Raw genomic sequence first — 21,432 nt, forward strand, 5'->3', positions numbered from 1 at the left:
AAATACATAGATAAGGGTAAATTGCTCGTAGATTAGCCTGAGGGAGCGTGAATCCTTTTTCTCGCCCAAATATCTTCCCCTGTTTTTTAGTCTTAGACTAAGGAAATATCATGATTGATTGTAGTCAGATTCAGTTTGACGAGGATAAAAGCAAGATAGATTTATTGCAACTACGAGAATTATTTAATTTAACCGCATTTTGGGCAATAGATCGCCGTTTAGAAGATTTAGAAACCGCAATTGACTATAGTGATCCGGTGGTGACGGTGTGGAATGAGCGGCAATTAATTGGTTTTGCTCGGGCTACTTCTGACGGCATTTATCGGGCCACTATTTGGGATGTGATCGTTCATCCCGATTATCAGGGAGCGGGTTTAGGGCGTAAATTAGTAGAAACAGTTTTAGCCCATCCCCGGATGAATCGGGTGGAAAGAGTCTATTTGATGACTACTAACCAACAACAATTTTACCAGCGCATTGGTTTCCAAAGCAACGCCATGACGACGATGGTATTATTTAATCGTTATCCCGAGGAGTTTTCCTGTCCGGCGATCGAGGTAAAGAAAAAACGATCCGTGTGAGCTTGTCCTGACTATTGTTATTGATTTGATCTAAGCTCATTTCCCCCCCCGATACTTCGATAATTCCCTTCGCTAACTGGAATTTAAGACCGGGAGAAAGACCGAGAGCTTGAGTAAATTGTTTGACTTCTTCTGGCTTTGATTCTAAACTCAAAGGAGAAATTTCTGGCATTTGCCAAAGAGGGATTTCCCCTGAAAATTCTAGACTAATAGTGACTTTTTTCTCGCCAAGGGCGCTGACCGATATACAAATAGAGCCGCTGGTTAAGTTGGCGATCGCTGCATCGACGAGAAGGACAAGAGCGGAGGATAAACGCTGATAATCGGCAATAATAGCAATATCATCGGTTAAAGGGCTAAATTTAAGCTGAATATTGCGATTAGCTGCCTGTAAATAGGTTAAACTTGCCCAATCTTGCCAGAGTTTGGTTAAAGAAAAAATTTCTCCCTCCAGAGGTATAGTACCCGACTCTAGTTTGGAGAGATTAATCATCTCATCGAGCATTGCCATCAGTTTACGGCCCGCCAGTTGCCCCTGGGCGATAAATTCCCTTTCTTCGGCCGGACTTTCGCAAAGATCGGCGAGAATCATTTGATGGAGACTGATCATACTGCTTAATGGCGATCGCAATTCGTGGGCAACCCGTCCCAAAAAACTGCTTTTGAGGTGATTAATTGCCACAGCCATCTGATAAGCGAGGCGAGTTTGCTGTAATTCCCGTTTTAAAGCGTCAATATCGTCCATATTTACAGAAAAACTGCCCCTTGTCGTAAGATATCCCATCTTTGACATTGCCAACGCGCGACGGTGGAGGGTTGTCCACTATTGATTATTCCCCATGCTTGCCTTTCTGTGGGAGCTAACACCGTTACCGAGGGAAAAGTAGTCATAATCGCTTCTGGAGTTAATAAAGGCTCTTGTCCTGACAGATTAGCACTTGTGGTCGCTAAAACACCAGTTCGACCGAGAATTTCTCTTGCGATCGCATGAGCGGGAACTCGGATACCAATCGTGCTAGGATCCTTAGGGTTAAGAACTTTTGGTACTTTTTCAGAAGCAGGTAAAACCAAAGTTAGGGAGCCGGGCCAGTGTTTTTCGGTCATTTGCCGCCAAATTTCCCTTTCTTCCTGATTTCCCTTGACATAATCCCATAAATCTGATGCTGAGGCCGCCATGAGAATTAAAGGTTTATCAAAAGTCCGTTTTTTAGCGGCAAAAACTAAGGCAGCATAGGGGGGAGAAACCGCTAAAGCGGGAACTGTATCCGTGGGAAAAGAAACCACTTGACCACTGAGGGCCGCGTGAACAATTTCGTTAAGAGAAGCAGTAGGCATTGAGAATTGATCATTTTTGGGGACTAATTTAGCCTAAAACTTTTTGGTACAATTTTAAACGGGTAGGGTTGATTCATGAATCAACCCTACCTTGAATCAACCCTACCTTGAATCAACCCTACCTTGAATCAACCCTACCTTGAATCAACCTACTTGATCAGCGGGGTATCTGAAAGTTTTTAACACCTACCGACTTATCTCCAACCAATTATCGACAGTTAATTATGAATGAGCCTGATACTTTTGCTAATCTCAAACAATTAGAATATATTCCCTACCTAGATGACACGGGTAATATCTGTGCTGATTTCCAGGGAAAAATCGGGGTTTATGCAATTTTTGATCGAGAACAAGTTTTAGAGTTTGTCAGCTATTCTCGTGATATTTATCTCAGTTTAAAACAACATCTTGCCCGACAGCCCCAAGCTTGTTATTGGCTAAAAATCCAGGTTATTGAGCGTCCTAATCGGACTATTCTCGAATCGATTAAACAAGCTTGGCTAAGAGAAAGTCAGGCAGTAATCGGCAATGAAAAACTCTGGACAGAACCAATTGATGCTAAATTAGCCATGACTGAGACAGAAAAAGAAATTTTTCAAAGTGCTGATGAATTAGGGAAAATCAAGTTATTAAAACAGGTATCCAGACGAGTAGAAAACGATATTTTATCAACCCTAGAAAAACGGGGAGTACAGATGGAAATTCGTTTTAATCCCAAGTTAAAAGAACAGGGTTTGCTCGATTTAAAGTAAAAATTACCTGGAGCGATCGATTCCCCAGACAAACCGCTATGATATTATATCGCCCCCTCCCCACAGCAATGGAACAGCGATGACCACTCCAGACTGGCCAAACCTACTGCAGCAACTACTCGATCGAAAATCCCTTTCCCTTAACCAAGCTCAAGAATTAATGACCGGATGGTTAAACGGCCAGATTCCGGAAGTTTTATCGGGGGCGATTTTAGCGGCTTTGCAAGCAAAAGGAGTCTCGGCCGCCGAATTAGCGGGAATGGCTGGAGTTTTACGGCAACAATCTCGCTTAGAAGACCCTAAACCCCATACTACTCCCGTTATCGATACCTGTGGCACCGGCGGTGACGGGGCCTCAACCTTTAATATTTCCACTGCCGTGGCTTTTGTGGCGGCCGCCGGGGGCGTAAAAGTGGCTAAACACGGCAATCGCTCTGCCTCCAGCAAGGTCGGTTCGGCCGATGTTTTAGAATATCTTGGGGTTAATTTAAGCGCCCCTAGCGAGAAAGTGGCGGCGGCCCTAGATGGGGTGGGAGTGACTTTTCTTTTTGCCCCCGGTTGGCATCCAGCCCTGAAAAGTGTGGCTAATCTCCGCAAAACCCTGAAAGTTCGCACGGTTTTTAATCTTCTGGGCCCTCTAGTTAATCCTCTCCGTCCCACAGGTCAAGTTATCGGGGTTTATGACCGGCAATTTCTCACCCCCATGGCCACGGCTTTAGCAGAAATGGGAACCCCAAAGGCGATTATTGTTCACGGCCGGGAAAAACTCGACGAGGTGGGGTTAGGAGACCTGACCGATATGGCTTTATTAAATAATGGCGAGGTGATTTCTGCGGCGATCGATCCCTTGTCAATTGCTATCCCCAGAGCCAGTTTAAATGCCCTTAAAGGCGGGGAAGTGCCAGAAAATGCCGAAATCCTCAAAAATGTCCTGCAAGGGGGGGGAACGCCAGCTCAACGGGATGCTGTGGCGATTAATGCCTCTCTTGCCCTACAGGTGGCAGAAAAGGTCTCTTTTGGCGACCATGCTGCCGGTTTCGCCCTCGCACGCGAGATTTTAGCCAGTGGATTAGCTTGGCAAAAATTAGAGGAGTTGGTTAAGTTTCTCGCCTAGGACAATTCACAGGAGTCGGGAGACTCCGAGACAGGAGATTGCTTTTATTTATTCTCCCTATCTCCCCACTTCCCCACTTCCCCACTCCCCCACTCTGCAATAATTACTCGCAGCCAGAAATATGCGGCGTATCATACTTTGTGCTTTTTGTCAAAAAAACTTTTTTTTTGCAATAAAACTACATAAAAAAAAGATCATCGTTATGGGTGAAATTGACTGATTTACCCGTTTCAATTAGGATACCCTTCTAGGTGTGGCAAGGGTTTCAACCATTGCTGCCCAAAAAAGCACAAAATAACCCATTATGAAATTCAGTAAAATCGCTGTAACCATGATAACATCGTTGTTAAATAAAAATCTTTCTCAATTAATTCTTAAGAATTTGTAAATATTGCGGAATGTTAATTTAAATATTCTCAAGTTTTTGCAGTCAATAAATAATTTTTGCTTATCTTTGTCAGAAAATAGAACTCCTGCAAAAATCCAACATCTACCATTGGGTTAGGAGTCAGTTATCAGTTATCAGTTATCAGTTATCAGTTATCAGTTATCAGTTATCAGTTATCAGTTATCAGTTATCAGTTATCAGTTATCAGTTATCAGTTATCAGTTATCAGTTATCAGTTATCAGTTATCAGTTATCAGTTCACTGAGAAAACTCCCCACACCCTACACCCCACACCCCACACCCCACACCCCACACCCCACACCCTACACCCAGCTATTCTCATTTTGAAACGATTTTGCGTTGTTTCAGCGATCTAGAGATTCGTTAAGAATTATTAACCCCTCTAGGTGCAAGGGTTTTAATGTCATGAAACCTTAAAATGAGAATTGCTACCCTACACCCCATACCCCACACCCTACACCCCACACCCGACACCCCACTTATTCAACAAAGATGAAAGAATCGTGGCGAGAACGTCTGAATATCTCTCGAATAGCGATTAATGCCCCGAGGTTAACCATTGGTTTCTGGTTAGCGGTGGCCGTGGCGGGAATTTTGGCTTTTAGTTCCCTAAAATACGCTCTTTTCCCCGATATCAGCTTTCCAGTCGTAATAATTAACGCTCAAGCGGATTTAGCTACTGCTATCACCACGGAACAGCAATTAACTAAACCCCTAGAAAAGCCCCTTTTCTCTCTCCCCGGTTGTCGTGATATTTCCTCGACTACTTCCTCCGGACAGTCAATAATCAGCATTTTCTTTAAAATTGGCACAAATTTAGACAAGGCCACCGCAGCAGTTAAACAGGCTATCTCGCAAGTCCCTTTACCCCCTCAAGCTACCACAGAAGTTATCCCCGTTGATTTAAATGAGTCGGCAACAGTCACCTATGCGCTGGTGAGTGAGCAGAAAACCCTAGAAGAATTAAGCCAAATCGCCCAAGATAATTTAATTCCGCCCTTAAAAGCTCTCCCTGATACGGCTAAAGTTAATTTACTCGGTCAAGGTACAGTTAGGGAAGATAATCCCCATAAAAGCTTAACCCGACCATTACCCACACTGGTGCGCTTTAATGGTCAAGAAGCGATCGCTGTGCAGGTAATCAAAAAAGGTGCCGCTAATAGTCTCGATCTGGTCGCTCAGGCAGAAAAACGGGTTAAAGACATAGCACAAAAACTGCCCGATGTCAAGATAATTTTAGCTGAAACCCAAACGGAATATATTCGCGCTGCCCTACAAGGCACGATCGATGATTTACTTTTGGCAGTTTTGCTGTCGGTGCTGGTTATATTGATATTTTTAGGCAGTTTCGCCGCTACAATCATTTCTGCTCTGGTTATCCCCCTATCTCTTTTGGGGACTTTCATTATCATGGCAATCTATGGGTTTAATCTGGAAACCCTGACGCTGCTGGCTCTCGCTTTGGTGATCGGCATTGTCGTGGATGATGCGATCGTGGATGTAGAAAATATTTCCCGTTTAATCGATGCGGGGGAAACCCCGAAAAATGCGGCACTCAAGGGGACAAGGGAGATCGGATTAGCTGTCACCGCCTCCACTTTAACCATTGTTGCCGTGTTTATACCCGTGGCTTTTATGGGGGGTGCGGTGGGGCAGTTTTTCCAACCCTTCGGTTTAACCGTCTCGGCTGCGGTGATTTTTTCCCTGTTGATCGCCCGAACTTTATCGCCAGTTTTGGCAGTATATTGGCTGAAACCGCAGTCACGGGCAAAAATGATGAAACAAAAGCGACCGATTGAGAACGCCTATCGAAGGCTCTTAAACTGGTCATTGCGTCATCGTTTGCTGGTCATTGCTATTGCCCTAATTACCTTTTTGGCGGGTATTGCCCTGATTCCTTTTATTTCTAGGGGATTTATTCCCCGACTCGATCGCGGCGAGTTTAATCTGGTTTATACTTCTCCTTTGCCGAAAATAACGCAAATTAGCCCTAATAAACCGACGGCTAAGAGTTATAGCGATAGTTTCGCTTGGATTTCCCAGTTAGCGAGTTCTCCCGAAAGTTTTCTTTTGCGTCGCACTATCCGCGATGGCAGCAAATTAGAAGCGCCGATTTTGCAGGATGGGGAAGTGGAATCTACTTTTCTGATCGCCGGTTTACGCGGTGAGCCGAATCGTGGCAAAATTCACGTTACACTGAAGAGCGATCGTAAATCTCACACCAGTGCCGTGCAGCAACGGATTCGGCAAATTTTACCGCCAATTAGAGGGGTGAATGTCAGTGTCGAGGACATTCCTTTTGTGCAGACGGAAGCGGAAAAGCCGATCCAAATTGCGATTAAAAGCGATAATTTGCCACTATTGCGCGATAGTGCCGAGAAATTGCGGGTTGAGTCCGCTAAAATCGCCGGTTTAAAGGATATTTCCCTATCATCTAGATTAAATGAGCGGGGGGATTTTTTGGCGATCGAGCGTTTAAATGGTCAACAGGCGATTTTTCTCAGTGCTAATCTCAGTCCGGATTTAGGCTTAGAAGATGCGGCCATTAAAATTGAAGGGATTCCTTTACCGGAAGGGATAACTTTACAGCGTTGGGGTACTTCTTCTCAAAGTAGCGATGTTTTGGGCAGTTTTGGTCGCACTTTAATCCTGGCGACAATTTTAATGTTAGGAGTTTTATGGTTATTATTCAGAAGACTGCTAGAAACTATCGTCATCGCTTTATGTTTACCTTTAGCGATTGTGGGGGCAATGTTGGGGTTATTGGTAACGGGTAGTGAGTTTAGTATGATTTCTTTGATCGGGTTTATCTTCCTCTTGGGATTACTGGATAAAAACGCTGTGTTATTGCTGGACTATACTAACCAATTGCGTCAACAGGGTTGGAGTCGGGAGGAAGCGGTTTTAGAAACGGGAATGATTAGGTTAAGACCGATTTTAATGACCACTTGTTCGACAATTTTAGGTATGATTCCGCTCGCTTTGGGATTGGGTACCGGTGCGGAATTGCGGCAACCCATGGCGATGGTAATTGTGGGAGGTTTAGTCACTTCTTCCCTGTTGAGTTTAATTGTTGTGCCTGTGTTATATCTAAGTTTAGAGGATGTTTGGAACCAGATTAAAGCCGGTCAAAAGTAGCCAATTTTACCGTTTTGGCTTCTGATTACTATAGAGTCGTTTGAACTCTTTTTGTTGTTGATTATGATCGACAATTGGCTCAGGATAACCACAACGATGTCTTTCTAAACGGGGGATTTTCCCGGTTACTAAATATTCCGTATCTACGGAAGCTAATTCCGGCAACCATTGACGAATATATTCCCCTTCCGGATCGAATTTTTGTGTCTGACTAGCGGGATTAAAAATTCTTAAAGGTTTCGGATCCATGCCACTAGAGGCACTCCACTGCCAACCACCATTATTAGCGGCTAAATCGCCATCAAAAAGTTTCTGCATGAAGTATTTTTCGCCTTTTTGCCAGTTAATAATTAAATCTTTGGTTAAAAAACTGGCCACGATCATGCGACAACGATTGTGCATCCATCCCGTTTCATTCAATTGTCCCATGGCCGCGTCAACGATCGGATAGCCGGTTTTTCCCTGACACCAAGCTTGAAAATGTTCGTCATTATCCTGCCAAGGAAAATGACGAAATTCTTTTCTATAAGCACCCTCAGCCAATTCTGGGAAAAAATAGAGACAATGCTGGTAAAATTCCCGCCAAGCTAACTCTTGCTGCCAAGTGATAATACTATCTTTTGCTTCCTCGGCGCGGCAATTTTCTAATAACTCTAGGGTTGCCGTCCAAATTGTGCGGATGCCAATTGCGCCAAATTTTAAAGCGGCACTCAAGCGCGAGGTCCCATCAAAAGCGGGGAAGTTACGATCTTCTTGATAATTGTTAATAACCCCTTGACAAAATTCTTCTAATCTGCTATGGGCGGCCTTTTCTCCGGGGGTGAGGGGTAAGGGGTTTTGCCAAGTAAAACCTAAATTTTCTAGGGTTGGTAAGTTAATAGTTTCTGTGAGTTTGTCCCCCTCATTTTCGTCTAATCCTTGCAGGTTTTCTAAGGTTTTGGGGCTGGCTTTGGCTAATTGGCTCCAATTTTTCCAAAAAGGAGTATACACGGTGTAGGGACTTTTTGAGAGGGTGAGGACTTGTCCGGGGGCATGGAGAAGTTGATCCCAGAAGGTTTCTACTTCAATTCCTTTTGTTTGTAAAGCGGCGATTACCTGTTGATCCCGTTGACGCGCGTAGGGTTCGATATCGAGGTTAAAAAAAACTGCTTTTGCCGATAAATCGCTGGCTAAATTGACCAGTGTTTGGCTGGGGTTGCCGCGAATAATCAGTAATTGACTACCTTTTTGGCGATAATTTTTTTCTAATTCCTCTAGACAACCGAGGAGATAGGCAACTCTAGCAGGGGCAATATCATCCCCTTCTAAAATAGCAGGATCGAGGCAGAAAACCCCGATAATTTTCGGACTGCGCTCCCTAGCTTTACTCAGTCCAATATTATCCGAGAGACGTAAATCGCGACGATGCCAGAAAAGGATTAGGTTTGACATAAAGTAAGGTGATGAGAAGATTATCAGGGGCGAGATTATTGGGGTACAGTTAAGAACAAATTCAAGTCATAAATACTCTTTCTGTCATTATAGGACAGTGGATCAAGAATAATTGTCTAATTTGAAAATCTAGCTGTGATTGGCAGTTAGTTTATTGACAAAATCTCGATGTTCTGCTGTTTCTAACCCCCGCTGCAAAATCACTAAAACTTTTCCTAAGTCACCCATTAATAAAGCGTTTTTATCTAGCCATAAACCGGGGAAGATTTGGGAGCGTATTATGCCATCACTATCGGGTTCTAGTTTAATATATTCTCCTGTCTGTAGCAGAAACCAATCAAATTCTTGTTCATAAAACCGCCAGACTAGGTATTCTTGGACTTGATTGCGACGGTAAACATTTAATTTTTGATGAACATCGTAGGAAGCACTAGAAGCAGCAATTTCGACAATTAATTCCGGCGCGCCTTCTACATAATCATCTTGACTAATTGTCGATTGTCCTCCCTTGTCAATTCTTAATAGGGCATCTGGTTGGGGTTCGTTATCAATATCTAATCTCACGGTGCAATTATCCCCTAATTGCAGATAGGGGGTAAAAGCTTTATAAAAACCCAACCATAACATAATGTTTGCGTGGGGTTCACCATGTTGGGTAATTCTCAAGGGAGATGCCATATAAACGATTCCTTCAATTAGTTCCGCTTTTTTGAGATGGGGCATTGCTTGATAACGTCGTTCAAATTCCCATCGAGTTAATTTATCGCCGTTTTCTAGGGGAGGAATTGTTAAAGAAGCAGCTATTATTGGGGTAATTATCATAATTTTTCTCTTTTCACCCGTCTTCTAGTTAATCTTTGCCCGCTATCGGATCAGGTTTTTTTCCTGATCTTCCATTATTATAACACCCATCGGTAGGGTGTGTTAAAGTAGCTCAACACACCCACAAAAATCAGTTAGAAGTCAATAAATAATCCATTAATTTGAGCAAAGTTTTTTCTCCCACATTATAAAACACTTGAGAAAAAATAATTATCTAATTTTTAAACTTGAGAGCGATCGCTAGTTAATTTATTAACAAAATCTCGATGTTCTGCTGTTTCTAACCCCCGCTGCAAAATCACTAAAACTTTTCCTAAGTCACCCATTAATAAAGCGTTTTTATCTAGCCATAAACCGGGGAAGATTTGGGAGCGTATTATGCCATCACTATCGGGTTCTAGTTTAATATATTCTCCTGTCTGTAGCAGAAACCAATCAATTTCTTGTTCATAAAACCGCCAGACTAGGTATTCTTGGACTTGATTGCGACGGTAAACATTTAATTTTTGATGAACATCGTAGGAAGCACTAGAAGCAGCAATTTCGACAATTAATTCCGGCGCTCCTTCTACATAATCATCTTGACTAATTGTCGATTGTCCTCCCTTGTCAATTCTTAATAGGGCATCCGGTTGGGGTTCGTTATCAATATCTAATCTCACGGTGGCATTATCACCCAATCTAACACCTGGAGTCGCCGCTTTATAAAGAGCTAACCATCCGATAATATTAGCATGAGGCTCGGCGTGACTTTCAAATCTGAGGGGAGATGCCATATAAACAATTCCTTCAATTAATTCCGCTTTTTTGAGATGGGGCATCCCTTGATAACGTCGTTCAAATTCCCATCGAGTTAATTTATCGCCGTTTTCTAGGGGAGGAATTGTTAAAGAAGCAGCTATTACTGGGGTAGTTGTCATAAGTTTTCTCTTTTCACCCGTCTTCTAGGTAAGTGTTTCTAATTAAATAGAAGATAGATTTTGCCCTTGATCCCCCCTGCCCCCCTTATTAAGGGGGGTGCCGATAGGCGGGGGGATCCCCCCTGCCCCCCTTGATAAGGGGGGTGTCTGACAATTTTTAACACCTACCTACTTAGTTAATCTTTGCCCGCTATCGGATCAGGCTTTTTTACTGATCTTCCATTATTATAACATCCATCGGTAGGGTGTGTTAAAGTAGCTCAACACACCCACAAAAATCAATTAGAAGTCAGCAAATAATCGACAAGTTTGCTCAGAGTTGCTACCCCCATTTTATCTACTCGATCAGTGATATCATTAAGAGAAATAAAGGGCTTCTCCTTTAGAAAATTTGCAGTAACTGTTCTATTTATTCCCGCTTTTTTAAGTTGATTAGCATCACAGCTATTCAAAAGCTCTAAAATCGATTTAGAAGGAGGAGAAGGAGAAGGAGAAGGAGGAGGAGAAGCAGGAGGAGAAGCAGGAGGAGGAGAAATAATAATTTTTTCTTCCAGTCTTTTGATTTCTTCTCGCATAGCCTGTAATTCATTTGTTATGCTTAATCTGAATTCACTCAAACACTTCTCAATATCTGGATGGTTGTCAATATCTGGCTTTGGAGCATTTAGTTCAGGGCGAAGTAATTGGATTTGTTGCTTGGCATTATCTTCGTATTCATGATTTATTACGATAGAACTAATAGTCTCAATACTAGAATTTCTTTCTCTGGCTATTCTAGAAGCATAGTATTCTAAATTACCATTAAGAATTTCGTACTGTTCAAATCCTGTTTGTTTTAAAGTAATTGGACAGACTATTCCTCCCATATCAATAATAAGATTAGCTAGGTTTTCCAATTTATTTTGCTCGAAGCTTGAGAGAGCTTCAGAAGAACTGATATTATCTAAATCAATTCGTAAAAATTTCCACATTTATTTAACTCCTATTTTAGCTAAAACTTCCAGTGCTAAGGCTTCAAATTCTGCTGCTGACACTCCTGCATCAGCTTGATGTTCGGCATAATCCATTATAGATTGGGGGGCAGGAATTTCTAAATCTCCTACAGTAACGTATTGATTTATACAGCGAGATAAAGGCATTCTTTCCGAGATAGTCGATTCCATCAAAGGTAAACCATATTTGTCTGGAATCACTTGTTTTTGTCTGGGAAAATTAAATCTTAAGTATTGAGCATGGGTGGAAATTTTGGAAGGTAAAACGCCTAAAATTTTTAGGGGTTCTTTACCTAAATTTTCACGACTTTCGTTAATTGCTTCCTTGATAAAACTTTTTACACTATTTAAACCTTGATTAGAAAATGGTTTAAGATCTGATGGAATAATCAGATAGTCGGAAGCAATTAAACCAGCTTGAGCATAAAAATCTAAGGATGGCGGTGTGTCAATAATAACAAAGTCATAATCATCTCTAACTTTATCTAATTTTTTAGATAATCTTGTGTTAGAGGTTCCGTATCTGGTTAGGGTAGTTTGTTTTTCAATTAAGCTAATATGAGCGGGAATTACATCAATTTCTGGATGATTAAATCCCTGAGATTTTCTGACAACAGTTGGCACAAAAGTTATGTCTCCATCATTGAGCAAATGAAAGACATTTTTATCTTTTAAATCATCGTCATCATCGAATTGAAACTTAATTAAACCAACGGCAAAGGTACTATTAGCTTGAGCATCAATATCAATTAATAAAACTCGCTTGCCTTTTTTACTCAAGGCTGCCGCTAGATTGGTAGCGACGGTGGTTTTACCAACACCACCTTTATGATGATAAATTGCGATGGTTTTCATGGGGGTTCTGTGGTTGATTATTGGAGAATTAAGCGCTGGAATACCCAGGGATAAAGTTTCGTAGCCAATCAGAGATTTTAACTGTTCTAAGTGAGCGGCAATTTCTGACCCAGAACATCTAAAAACTAAATAAATTTTATCGGGTTTTCTTTGATAAAGTTGAATCTCATAACCATTGGTTAATAATCCCCACCGCACTTTAAAGTAGTTGAGATAATAACCTAAGCGGTGACGATGATTGATGAGCTTTTCTCTGGGGTTTTTAGCCTCAATAATTAGACAGTGAGAGGGTAAAAACTGCTTTTTATTGATAGGTTTTTGAGCATAAACAAGGAAATCTAAGCGGACTTTACCAAAGCTAACTTGTTGATACCAATGTTCGGGATTGTAGCCTAGTTTGGGTAGTAAATACTGGACAATTAATTTACTCTCCACTTCCCTTTCGTTATGACAATGGCGAGGATTGAAAGTCACACATTTGAGTAAATACTTAAGAACAACTTATTGTTAGTTTAAATGATGACAGCCCTTCTCGTCAAGGTGAAGCACAGACTGAATCCTTACTTAAGTGGGGAGGCACAATTATTGGTAGGATGGGTTAGCGGTAGCGTAACATGAGCGGACGTTGGGTTTCATGCTTCAACCCAACCTACGTTCATCTTATATTTAATTCCACCCACCTACTTAATCGAGTATTTCAGATGCAAGAACAAACCCCATCTATCCCAGAAAAGCTATATATTGAGATGAATATCAGTCAATTTACGGGTTCATGACAGTAGGATGTTTATCTAACACTTTTGACAATGACAGAGAAAACCATCCTACCCACAGGTTAAATTAATTGAACTGCATAATTTTCTCGGCTACTTTCTGGGAGATAAAAGGTAAAATTGAGCGATTTTGACTGTTATCTTTTCCCTCGGTAAATACCACCAATAGATAGGGAGTATGATGGGGAATTTCAATATAGGCTGCATCGTGACGTACTTGACTTGTCCAACCAGCTTTTGACCAAATTTGACTATTTTCTGGTAATCCTTGTCCCAAAAATCCTAAGATTTGTGTATCATCTCCTTGACTTGTCCAATCAGCAGGATTAAGACTACGTTTTAGTAAAGACATCATCATCTGGGAACGTTGGGAAGAAACCGCAATCCCCCCAACAATAGTATGAATTAAACGCGCCACTGCATTGCTAGTTAACATATTGCGATTCTCCATTAATTCCCCTAAAAAAGCGCGTTCACGTCCATAGGGACCATCAGACCAAGTTTTTTGATTAACGTTAATTGTCGCTAATTCTGGCCAATTTAAGGATTGAAAATAACGATTAACTATGTTGCGTTGTTGCTTCCAAGTTTCAAAGGGACCGGCGGAAATTTCTGGACCGCTAGTGGTTCCCGTGACCAGATCTACAACTAAACTGGTAGCATCATTACTAGAGTCAACAATCATGTCACGAATGGCGCGATTTAATTCGCTGCTTTCGGCAATCATCCCCCCCTCTAACCACTCATGAATCGCTACTAGATAAAATAATTTAACTAAACTAGCGGGATAGGTTCTTTCTTGTCCGCGATAGCTAAATCCGCGGGGGAATATTTCCAGAATTCTTCGTGAGAAATTGCTCCCCCCGTGTTGACGATAACAGGAGGATCATATACTATCCAAGTTAGGGCAATTTGTTCTTGAGCTAATTGGGTAAATTCTCGCCAAGTTGTTTCTAAAATATCTGTACCGAACTGTTGGAGGTGGTCTTCAGTATGAAAAAAGTTCATAGGTGTGCTGCAAAGTCAAGAGTTAGAAGGTGGATAAATTCTTGAGTCGGCAATTCTCATTTTAAGGTAAAATTTACCGATAATTAATTATTTGATCGCTTCTGAGTTTAATGTTTATATCTACCGATGAGGTTCATCTCTATTTTATCAGTCTCGATCCCTCTGGGGATAGACGAGAAAAACTGGCTTCTTTGCTCTCGGAAGATGAAATAATTAGAGCTAATCGTTACCATTTTCCCCAACACAAGCGGCGTTTTTTGGTGGCTAGGGGATGTTTACGGGAGATTTTAGGGTCATATTTGGCGATAAGTCCCGAAAAAATCGAGTTTATCTACAGTGAACGGGGAAAACCGAGTATTAACTACCAATTGCAGTTTAATCTCTCCCATTCCGAGGAGATGGCCATCTGTGGCTTGACTTTAACCGCTCGCATCGGGGTAGATTTAGAGAAAATGCGCCAGATGAAAGATCTAGATAGCTTGACAAAAAGGTTTTTTTGTGCTAAGGAACATGAGCTTGTTGAAAAGTCCGCAGAGAAGGAAAAGCTATTTTTTCAGTTATGGACGGCAAAAGAGGCTTATTTAAAGGCAGTGGGAACGGGAATTAGCGGGGGACTCGATCAAGTGGAAGTGGGCCTCAACCCCTTAAAATTAGACAATGTGGCGGGGGAATGGCAATTATGGACAGCGGCAATCGGCGATAATTATCGAGCGACGGTGGTTATCGAAGGTAGCGATCGAGTGATTAAAACCTTTGGCCTTTCTGATCTATGATTAATTGGGGAGTTAATTGCCTTGAGAAATTCAGTAATTATTCCTAGCTATCTCGAAAAAAGCTTGCCCTTAACTATTACTTAATCTTGCTTTCTCTATGCGAATTGCTCTTTTTACAGAAACTTTCTTACCGAAAATCGATGGCATTGTCACCCGTCTTAAACATACCGTAGAACACCTACAAAGATTAGGTCATCAGGTATTAGTTTTCTCTCCCGATGGCGGTTTAAAAGAGTACAAAGGTGCTAAGATTCATGGAGTTACAGGGATTCCCTTACCCCTATATCCGGAATTAAAAATGGCTTTCCCCCGGCCTTCAGTCGGTCAAGCTTTAGAGAGGTTCAAACCTGATATTATTCATGTGGTTAACCCGGCTATTTTAGGGGTGGGAGGCATTTATTTTGCCAAAACTATGAACATTCCCCTCGTCGCTTCCTATCATACCCATCTCCCCCAATACCTACAACACTATGGATTAGGTTCCCTAGAAGGATTACTCTGGGAATTATTAAAATTGGCCCACAATCAAGCAAGTTTAAATCTCTGCACTTCCACTGCTATGGTACAAGAATTATCTAGTCGTGGCATTGAAAAGGTCGAGCTTTGGCAAAGGGGAGTTGATACGGAATTATTTCAACCTCATTTAAAATCCCCAGCTATGAGACTGAAATTATCCCAAAATAACCCCGATAGTCCTCTCTTATTATATGTTGGTCGAGTGTCGGCCGAAAAAGAAATTGATCGCATTAAACCAGTATTAGAAGCGATTCCCCAAGCAAGATTTGCCATTGTGGGAGATGGTCCCCATCGGGAAGCTTTAACAAGTCATTTTGCCGACACAAATACCCATTTTGTCGGTTATTTACAGGGGTTAGAATTAGCCTCCGCTTTTGCTTCCGCAGATGCTTTTCTTTTTCCCTCACGCACAGAAACCCTCGGTTTGGTACTTTTAGAATCCATGGCTGCCGGTTGTCCGGTGGTGGCGGCAAATTCGGGGGGAATTCCCGATATTGTCACCGATGGAGTTAATGGTCATCTCTTCGATCCTAGGGATGAAAAAGGTTTAATTAGTGCCACCCAAAGATTACTAACCGCCAAGGCAGAAAGAGAGGAATTACGACGAAATGCGCGCCTAGAAGCGGAAAAATGGGCATGGCAAGCGGCCACCAAACAGTTATTAAATTACTATCACCAAGTTTTGAAGAATAATTCTGTGGCTTTTGCCGCTTAATTGTTGTCAAAATGCTCGAATTTAACCGCAAAAACCTTGACCTATTGTAACTTTTATGGCCAGCGCACCTAGTACCACCTTAGATAAGTCCACTCAAGTGGTCAAAAAGACTTATCCCAACTATAAAGTTATTGTTCTCAACGATGACCTTAACACCTTCGATCATGTGGCCAATTGTTTAATTAAATATATCCCGGATATGACTACCGATCGAGCTTGGGAATTAACTAATCAAGTTCACTACCAAGGACAAGCAATTGTCTGGACAGGTCCCCAAGAACAAGCGGAACTTTATCACCAACAATTGCGACGGGAAGGATTAACTATGGCTCCTCTAGAGGCCGCATAATTATGAATAATGGTCGCTTAGTTTGGAATCATTCTACTCATATTCCGGGGTTGATTGCGGTATTAGAAAAGTTAATTACCTATCAAGGAATCACCACTGTCACCCCGGGGGTACTTTCTCGCTCAAAAGGTCATTGTCCGCGGTTACAATTGCGGATATCAGTGCCGATTCGTGGTGGTTTTAAGCTGATTGCGAGGACAGGAAAAAGTGTTCAAGAAGTCTTTGTTATCACCGATTTCAACCAAGAGGACTTAGAGATGGCTATCCAAGCTTGTTTAGGAAAATAACTGTCGTGGGTGCGTTGTTGAAAGGCTGCTGGTTACTAATTATTTTTTTTCTGTTTTTCTGTTTACATTCTCTCCCTAGTTTGGCAGTAGTGGATAGAGTTCCCTTAACAGTAACTTTATTGCAGGAACGTTTAAGCGCACCCGTCCTTAAAGAAGGGATGACTACCATCGATTTAGCCAATTTAGTTATCGATATCCGCGATGAAAATAAAGAACTACAAGAACAATTTTATCAACAGATTCAAGGTCAAATTAATCGCGCTAAACAACCCCTAGGTTTAGATTTTAGTAATTCCTTAATTCAAGGCAATTTTATCGCTTCTCGTCTCGGTTTACCAACTCCTTTAACAAAAGTGGCTCTCGCTACCTTATTATCACCCACGGAAGAACAGTTATTACAACAGGACGAAAATTTTTTATTCGATAGCGATGAACCGGTTTTTAATGTCACAGTATTTCGCGGACCGGTGAAGTTGCAGGGAACCGTATTTATGGGAGAAGTGGACTTTTCTAAGACTTTTTTTCTGCAAATTGTCGAAGCAATGGCAGCAAAATTTAGTCGTGAAAGTAATTGGTTAGAATCCCGTTTTGCTAGGGTGGCAAAATTTAGCAAAGCCACTTTTATGGGAGATGTAAATTTTAGTCAAAGTCAATTTTTAAATAAAGCCATCTTTCGCGCGGCCCATTTTAAAAGTATTACTAACTTCCATGGCAGTCATTTTACTGCCGAAGCTTATTTTGATCAAACCAAATACGATAAACTCGCAGATTTTACCCGTACTTTCTGGCAAAAAGAAGCTAATTTTTCCCAAAGTCAATGGCGAGATCGTCCGCTATTTTCTAAGAGTAGATTTTTAAGTTTATTAACATTTAGAAATGCCACTTTTGAAAAATCGGGTGCTTTCCGGTCTAGTTATTTTAATGGTGTGGTTAGTTTTCAAGACGTGAAACTTTTAGATCAGGTAGATTTTAGTAATTCCACTTTTACTAAAAATAGTTACTTGACTGTATCAGGATTAGCTTTTGATTCCGATAAAGCGAAAATTCTAGGAGATAGAGGAGTAATTGGTCAAGCAATTTATTTACCAAACCTAGCAGGAAATGAAACAGTTTTAAGAAATTTAGTTCGTAATTTTCGCTCCCTAGAACAAATTGCCGATGCTAATCAAATTGAATACAAAACTGAAAAATTGCGAGTTCAACAGTTAAAACAAAAACTAAATAATATCTCAATTATTCGCCTAATTAACCTCACTTGGGTAGCTGATTTTCTGCATACTTCTTTCCTTGCTTTACTATTACTCTTAAGTCAAGATGGTACAAATTTTAGTTTAGTTTTCGGTACAGGAATCATAATTTTTGCCTATTTTGGCTGTTTATTTTGGTTAATTGATCGCGTGCGTCGTCTCACTCCTAAACCGGTAATTCCTAGTCGTTATGAAATCTTTTGTATGGTAACTAGCTATATTATTCTCACCCTTTCCGGTGTGTTTAATATCCTGCAATCTGCCAGTCGTCCCCTACTAACTTTAACAGCTATTGCCCTAATTCTTGTCCCCTTACCCCTAATTTTAATTATCGAACTTTATCGTCGGGGACGCTATCACGATTTAATGGATAGTTCCTATTTCCTGCAAGATGGCAGTATGCGACAATTACGCTTATTAATCACCCGTTTACCCGTAGTTCCCGAATTTCCCCTTTTTCGCGATCGTTATACTCCTATTCCTTGGCAAAAGCGTTGGAATTGGTTAAATTATTACGATTTAAGTCTCAATAATTTGCTAAAATTAGGCTTTAATGATTGGCGAGTTCGCGATCAAGAATTACCCGCTATCATTTCCTTTTTAGTTTGGTATCAATGGGGTATCGGCATCTTTTATATCACTCTCCTTATCTGGACTCTCTCCCGCACGATTCCGGGGTTAAATCTCTTGATTTATTTAAAATAAACTGTAAGAATTGAAATACAGCAGTTATCTTTTCGTTTTGAGGAGCCGAAATATGAGTGGAAAAATGACCCTTACTTTGAACCGTGATACCTACGGAAGGTTAAGCTGTTCGTAATTTAAATGCTTGACAGCTTAGTGAGTGTTCGCCGTGATTTTCTATCACTGTTTGAGGAATCGAATTAGAATCTTGATAATCTTACTAAAGAGGAAAAAAACATGAATGCCAAATTGATTGAATCTCTCGTCCAAATTATCCAATCCCTTTCTGAAGAAGAAAGATTGCTCTTAGAGAAAAAATTAGCTGCCCATGAAACTCAAACAGATTTTGATAACCTAGCCCAAGCTTTAGCAGAATTGCGACAAATTTGTGCTGAAGAAAACTATACTATAGAAGTTCCTCCTCGCCAAGATCGTTCTAATCCATTTGCAGAAAGCTTAAATGACCTTCCTGGCTGATACTAACATGATCAGCGAGTTAGCACGTCCCCAACCTAATGCTGGCCTGCTACAATCATCGATTGCCTTAAGTGTCATCACCCTCGAAGCAATTTACTATGGTTTAACCTCAAAACCAAAGGCCAGAATTAACACTTGGTTTCAGCAGTTCTTTATTACTGTCAAATTATACCAATTACTTCTGAAATTGCTTTCATAAAGTTAATTTTGTCAAGGATTGTTAAGATGCGCTTACCCTGCTAAAACCCCAAAACCCAAGACCCTAATTTAGTGATTTAATAAAACCGACCACTGCTGCAGGAGATAAAAACTATGTGTATTCTCGGTTTTGATCCGGGTAAGGATAAATGTGGAATCGCGGTCAGGTCATCGACAGGGAAAATTTATACCCATGAGGTGATAGCATCGTCACAAGCGATCGAGCGTTTAGCCAGTCTCTGTCAACAGTATCCGATCGAATTATTGGTGATGGGGAACCAAACCACCTCAAAAAGTTGGCACCAAAAAATTGCCGCTCGTGTCACCATCCCAATTACTCTAGTGGATGAACGCAATAGTACCCTAGAAGCGCGCGATCGCTATTGGCAAATGTTTCCCCCCAAAGGATTACAGAAACTCATCCCCCAGGGGATGCGTCTTCCCGATCGCCCCATTGATGATATAGTAGCGATTCTACTGATCGAACGTCATTTACAGTCCAAATAATGTCAAACTACAAAATAGACACAGCAGGGTGAATTGACGATGCTCCTAAGTAAAGGTTTTGAAGTGGAAATGTACACCGGAACAGCAGCCGGAGAAATTATCGGTTTATCCGATCGCATTGTCAAGGATTTAGATGGTTTTGTCCGAGAACCAGATAGTCGTAACGTAGAATATACTACGGCTCCCATGACTAACTATGACCGTCTTTTATGCGCTACTTTAAAACCTCGTCTCGCTCTACGGCGATATTTGCGTCGTTTAGGCGATTATACCCTCATCCCTGGCAGTACCCTCTCCTTGGGCGATAGTCAACATTTTTATCGCAGTGACCCCCACAATCCCTATCATGACTATATTGAACAGACCTACGGCACTAATGTGGTCACGGCCAGTATTCATATTAACGTCGGTATTAGCGATTATGAGGATTTAATGCGTGCCTGTCGCTTAATTCGCCTAGAAGCTCCTTTATACTTGGCTTTAAGCGCTTCCTCTCCTTTTCTCGATGGTAAAATCACCGGTTCCCATTCCCGTCGTTGGCAAGTTTTCCCCCAAACTCCCGCTGATGTTCCCCTCTTTGAAAGTCATAAACATTTTGTCACCTGGACCGAGGAACAATTAAAACTCGGTACCATGCAGAATGTTCGTCATCTCTGGGTGTCGGTACGTCCTAACGGTAGCAATCGTCCCTATAATCTCAATCGTCTAGAATTGCGAATTTGTGACCTGATTGCTGATCCTATTAGTTTATTAGCAGTTATGGCTTTTTTAGAGGCCCGTTTAACTCAACTTTTACAAGCTCCCCAATTAGACCCCTTAATTTTAAGTCAATTACCCAGCAGCAATCGCAGCGAGGATTTATTAACTTTAACCCAAGAAAACGAACAGGCTGCCGCGCGTTTTAGTCTTGATGCCACCCTGAGACATTGGTACGATGGCCGGGAAATCTTGGCTAGGGATTGGATTAAAGACCTCTATGTTCAAGTTTATCCGATCGCTAAAGCAAGGGGTTTTAGTTGTTTTCTCTCTCCCCTACAAAAAATCCTCCGCGAAGGTAACACTGCACAACAATGGTTAAAACAATACGACCAGGGTATGGATGTTAAAAGTATTATCAAACAGGCGATTATTACCCTAGAAAAACAGGAACGAGAGTTAGAACATAAATTATGTCAGCATATTCTAGTCGCTTAAATAATTATTTTAAGGCCATGGTAATTAAACCCTGTTGACCGAGAAGAATTTCCCGCAGCAGCGTACAAATTCCCACCCAAATAATTGGAGAAATATCAACTCCTCCCAACGGTGGGATGAGTCGACGCACGAGGATTAAAAAAGGTTCCGTTGGCCAGGCAATAATATTAAAGGGAAAGCTATTTAAATCTACCTGTGGATTCCAAGTCAGCACGATCCGTAAGATAAACAAAAGGGTCATCAACCCTAAGATAATTCCCAATGTCCAACTTAATGCGATCGCTGTGTCCATAGTCTCCAATCCCGTCTTTTTTACTGATTATCTTCCCTAAAATATAACAGTTTTTGTCTCATA

The 21,432-nt window shown here is 41.4% G+C and carries 20 protein-coding genes and 1 pseudogene; 12 read left to right on the forward strand and 9 right to left on the reverse strand.

Going from position 1 to position 21,432, the window contains the following annotated elements:
• Positions 1-110 precede the first annotated feature (110 nt).
• The gene (locus VL20_RS04410; RefSeq protein WP_052275718.1) at positions 111-581 is read left to right on the forward strand and encodes a GNAT family N-acetyltransferase; all 471 of its coding nucleotides are present in this window, start codon (positions 111-113) and stop codon (positions 579-581) included.
• Here the strand turns inward: VL20_RS04410 and VL20_RS04415 are convergent.
• Positions 517-1,374 (reverse strand): sensor histidine kinase, encoded by an 858-nt coding sequence (locus tag VL20_RS04415; RefSeq protein WP_052275719.1) that lies wholly within the window; start codon positions 1,372-1,374, stop codon positions 517-519. The two genes, VL20_RS04410 and VL20_RS04415, sit on opposite strands and share 65 nt — an antisense overlap.
• Positions 1,329-1,916, reverse strand: coding sequence for an L-threonylcarbamoyladenylate synthase (locus VL20_RS04420; protein WP_052275720.1), 588 nt, complete (start codon positions 1,914-1,916; stop codon positions 1,329-1,331). Before VL20_RS04420 ends, VL20_RS04415 begins: the two co-directional genes overlap by 46 nt.
• Before the next feature lie 224 nt (positions 1,917-2,140).
• Here VL20_RS04420 and VL20_RS04425 point away from each other — a divergent pair, with 224 nt between their 5' ends.
• From VL20_RS04425 to VL20_RS04435, 3 genes are all read left to right on the forward strand, one after another.
• Positions 2,141-2,668, forward strand: a complete 528-nt coding sequence (locus VL20_RS04425) for a GIY-YIG nuclease family protein (protein WP_052275721.1) — start codon at positions 2,141-2,143, stop codon at positions 2,666-2,668.
• Positions 2,669-2,747: 79 nt separating this feature from the next.
• The gene (trpD, locus tag VL20_RS04430) at positions 2,748-3,782 is read left to right on the forward strand and encodes an anthranilate phosphoribosyltransferase (RefSeq protein ID WP_052275722.1); all 1,035 of its coding nucleotides are present in this window, start codon (positions 2,748-2,750) and stop codon (positions 3,780-3,782) included.
• Positions 3,783-4,683: 901 nt separating this feature from the next.
• Complete coding sequence (locus VL20_RS04435; RefSeq protein WP_052275723.1) at positions 4,684-7,329, forward strand: efflux RND transporter permease subunit; 2,646 nt, start codon at positions 4,684-4,686, stop codon at positions 7,327-7,329.
• A 6-nt stretch (positions 7,330-7,335) separates the two neighbouring features.
• Here VL20_RS04435 and VL20_RS04440 read toward each other — a convergent pair whose 3' ends face one another.
• The 6 genes and pseudogenes from VL20_RS04440 to VL20_RS04465 form a co-directional block, all read right to left on the reverse strand.
• The gene (locus VL20_RS04440) at positions 7,336-8,760 is read right to left on the reverse strand and encodes an FAD-binding domain-containing protein (protein ID WP_052275724.1); all 1,425 of its coding nucleotides are present in this window, start codon (positions 8,758-8,760) and stop codon (positions 7,336-7,338) included.
• Between the two features lie 129 nt (positions 8,761-8,889).
• Positions 8,890-9,582 (reverse strand): Uma2 family endonuclease, encoded by a 693-nt coding sequence (locus VL20_RS04445; protein ID WP_170863862.1) that lies wholly within the window; start codon positions 9,580-9,582, stop codon positions 8,890-8,892.
• Between the two features lie 221 nt (positions 9,583-9,803).
• Positions 9,804-10,502, reverse strand: a complete 699-nt coding sequence (locus VL20_RS04450) for a Uma2 family endonuclease (protein WP_170863863.1) — start codon at positions 10,500-10,502, stop codon at positions 9,804-9,806.
• 278 nt (positions 10,503-10,780) lie between these two features.
• A complete protein-coding gene (locus VL20_RS30990; protein ID WP_052275725.1) occupies positions 10,781-11,473 on the reverse strand; it encodes a hypothetical protein in 693 nt (230 codons plus the stop codon).
• Positions 11,474-12,823: an AAA family ATPase gene (locus tag VL20_RS04460; RefSeq protein WP_052275726.1), complete on the reverse strand. Its 1,350-nt coding sequence runs from the start codon at positions 12,821-12,823 to the stop codon at positions 11,474-11,476.
• A gap of 366 nt (positions 12,824-13,189) precedes the next feature.
• Positions 13,190-14,130, reverse strand: a pseudogene (locus tag VL20_RS04465) (serine hydrolase).
• Positions 14,131-14,240: 110 nt separating this feature from the next.
• Between VL20_RS04465 and VL20_RS04470 the strand changes: the two are divergent.
• The 8 genes from VL20_RS04470 (at position 14,241) to gshA (ending at position 21,077) form a co-directional block, all read left to right on the forward strand.
• Entirely contained in the window at positions 14,241-14,903 is a 663-nt protein-coding gene (locus VL20_RS04470; RefSeq protein WP_052275727.1) for a 4'-phosphopantetheinyl transferase family protein, read from the forward strand.
• Between the two features lie 97 nt (positions 14,904-15,000).
• Positions 15,001-16,134, forward strand: coding sequence for a glycosyltransferase family 4 protein (locus VL20_RS04475; protein WP_052275728.1), 1,134 nt, complete (start codon positions 15,001-15,003; stop codon positions 16,132-16,134).
• A 55-nt stretch (positions 16,135-16,189) separates the two neighbouring features.
• A complete protein-coding gene (gene clpS / locus VL20_RS04480) occupies positions 16,190-16,483 on the forward strand; it encodes an ATP-dependent Clp protease adapter ClpS (RefSeq protein WP_052275729.1) in 294 nt (97 codons plus the stop codon).
• A gap of 2 nt (positions 16,484-16,485) precedes the next feature.
• Positions 16,486-16,770, forward strand: coding sequence for a DUF2103 domain-containing protein (locus tag VL20_RS04485; RefSeq protein ID WP_052275730.1), 285 nt, complete (start codon positions 16,486-16,488; stop codon positions 16,768-16,770).
• Between the two features lie 5 nt (positions 16,771-16,775).
• Entirely contained in the window at positions 16,776-18,722 is a 1,947-nt protein-coding gene (locus VL20_RS04490) for a pentapeptide repeat-containing protein (RefSeq protein ID WP_052275731.1), read from the forward strand.
• Between the two features lie 216 nt (positions 18,723-18,938).
• Positions 18,939-19,178 carry a hypothetical protein gene (locus VL20_RS04495; protein WP_052275732.1) on the forward strand — a complete coding sequence of 80 codons (240 nt, stop codon included), beginning with the start codon at positions 18,939-18,941 and terminating at the stop codon, positions 19,176-19,178.
• Positions 19,179-19,490: 312 nt separating this feature from the next.
• Entirely contained in the window at positions 19,491-19,883 is a 393-nt protein-coding gene (locus VL20_RS04505) for a pre-16S rRNA-processing nuclease YqgF (protein ID WP_052275734.1), read from the forward strand.
• 39 nt (positions 19,884-19,922) lie between these two features.
• Positions 19,923-21,077 (forward strand): glutamate--cysteine ligase, encoded by a 1,155-nt coding sequence (gene gshA / locus VL20_RS04510; RefSeq protein WP_052275735.1) that lies wholly within the window; start codon positions 19,923-19,925, stop codon positions 21,075-21,077.
• 4 nt (positions 21,078-21,081) lie between these two features.
• On the opposite strand, the gene VL20_RS04515 is transcribed toward gshA, so the two are convergent.
• Positions 21,082-21,369, reverse strand: coding sequence for a YggT family protein (locus VL20_RS04515; RefSeq protein WP_052275736.1), 288 nt, complete (start codon positions 21,367-21,369; stop codon positions 21,082-21,084).
• Between the last annotated feature and the right edge of the window lie 63 nt (positions 21,370-21,432).

This window comes from Microcystis panniformis FACHB-1757, from assembly GCF_001264245.1.
In the GTDB taxonomy this organism is placed as follows: Bacteria; Cyanobacteriota; Cyanobacteriia; order Cyanobacteriales; family Microcystaceae; genus Microcystis; species Microcystis panniformis.

What these genes read in the sequence shown, in the direction of transcription:
- VL20_RS04410 (WP_052275718.1), top strand. Translation starts at nt 111, where the DNA reads ATGATTGATTGTAGTCAGATTCAGTTTGACGAGGATAAAAGCAAGATA.
- VL20_RS04485 (WP_052275730.1), top strand. Translation starts at nt 16,486, where the DNA reads ATGAATAATGGTCGCTTAGTTTGGAATCATTCTACTCATATTCCGGGG.
- clpS (WP_052275729.1), top strand. Translation starts at nt 16,190, where the DNA reads ATGGCCAGCGCACCTAGTACCACCTTAGATAAGTCCACTCAAGTGGTC.
- gshA (WP_052275735.1), top strand. Translation starts at nt 19,923, where the DNA reads ATGCTCCTAAGTAAAGGTTTTGAAGTGGAAATGTACACCGGAACAGCA.
- VL20_RS04515 (WP_052275736.1), bottom strand. Translation starts at nt 21,369, where the DNA reads ATGGACACAGCGATCGCATTAAGTTGGACATTGGGAATTATCTTAGGG.
- VL20_RS04450 (WP_170863863.1), bottom strand. Translation starts at nt 10,502, where the DNA reads ATGACAACTACCCCAGTAATAGCTGCTTCTTTAACAATTCCTCCCCTA.
- VL20_RS04475 (WP_052275728.1), top strand. Translation starts at nt 15,001, where the DNA reads ATGCGAATTGCTCTTTTTACAGAAACTTTCTTACCGAAAATCGATGGC.
- VL20_RS04470 (WP_052275727.1), top strand. Translation starts at nt 14,241, where the DNA reads ATGTTTATATCTACCGATGAGGTTCATCTCTATTTTATCAGTCTCGAT.
- VL20_RS04435 (WP_052275723.1), top strand. Translation starts at nt 4,684, where the DNA reads ATGAAAGAATCGTGGCGAGAACGTCTGAATATCTCTCGAATAGCGATT.
- VL20_RS04420 (WP_052275720.1), bottom strand. Translation starts at nt 1,916, where the DNA reads ATGCCTACTGCTTCTCTTAACGAAATTGTTCACGCGGCCCTCAGTGGT.
- VL20_RS30990 (WP_052275725.1), bottom strand. Translation starts at nt 11,473, where the DNA reads ATGTGGAAATTTTTACGAATTGATTTAGATAATATCAGTTCTTCTGAA.
- VL20_RS04495 (WP_052275732.1), top strand. Translation starts at nt 18,939, where the DNA reads ATGAATGCCAAATTGATTGAATCTCTCGTCCAAATTATCCAATCCCTT.
- VL20_RS04505 (WP_052275734.1), top strand. Translation starts at nt 19,491, where the DNA reads ATGTGTATTCTCGGTTTTGATCCGGGTAAGGATAAATGTGGAATCGCG.
- VL20_RS04415 (WP_052275719.1), bottom strand. Translation starts at nt 1,374, where the DNA reads ATGTCAAAGATGGGATATCTTACGACAAGGGGCAGTTTTTCTGTAAAT.
- VL20_RS04440 (WP_052275724.1), bottom strand. Translation starts at nt 8,760, where the DNA reads ATGTCAAACCTAATCCTTTTCTGGCATCGTCGCGATTTACGTCTCTCG.
- VL20_RS04425 (WP_052275721.1), top strand. Translation starts at nt 2,141, where the DNA reads ATGAATGAGCCTGATACTTTTGCTAATCTCAAACAATTAGAATATATT.
- trpD (WP_052275722.1), top strand. Translation starts at nt 2,748, where the DNA reads ATGACCACTCCAGACTGGCCAAACCTACTGCAGCAACTACTCGATCGA.
- VL20_RS04445 (WP_170863862.1), bottom strand. Translation starts at nt 9,582, where the DNA reads ATGATAATTACCCCAATAATAGCTGCTTCTTTAACAATTCCTCCCCTA.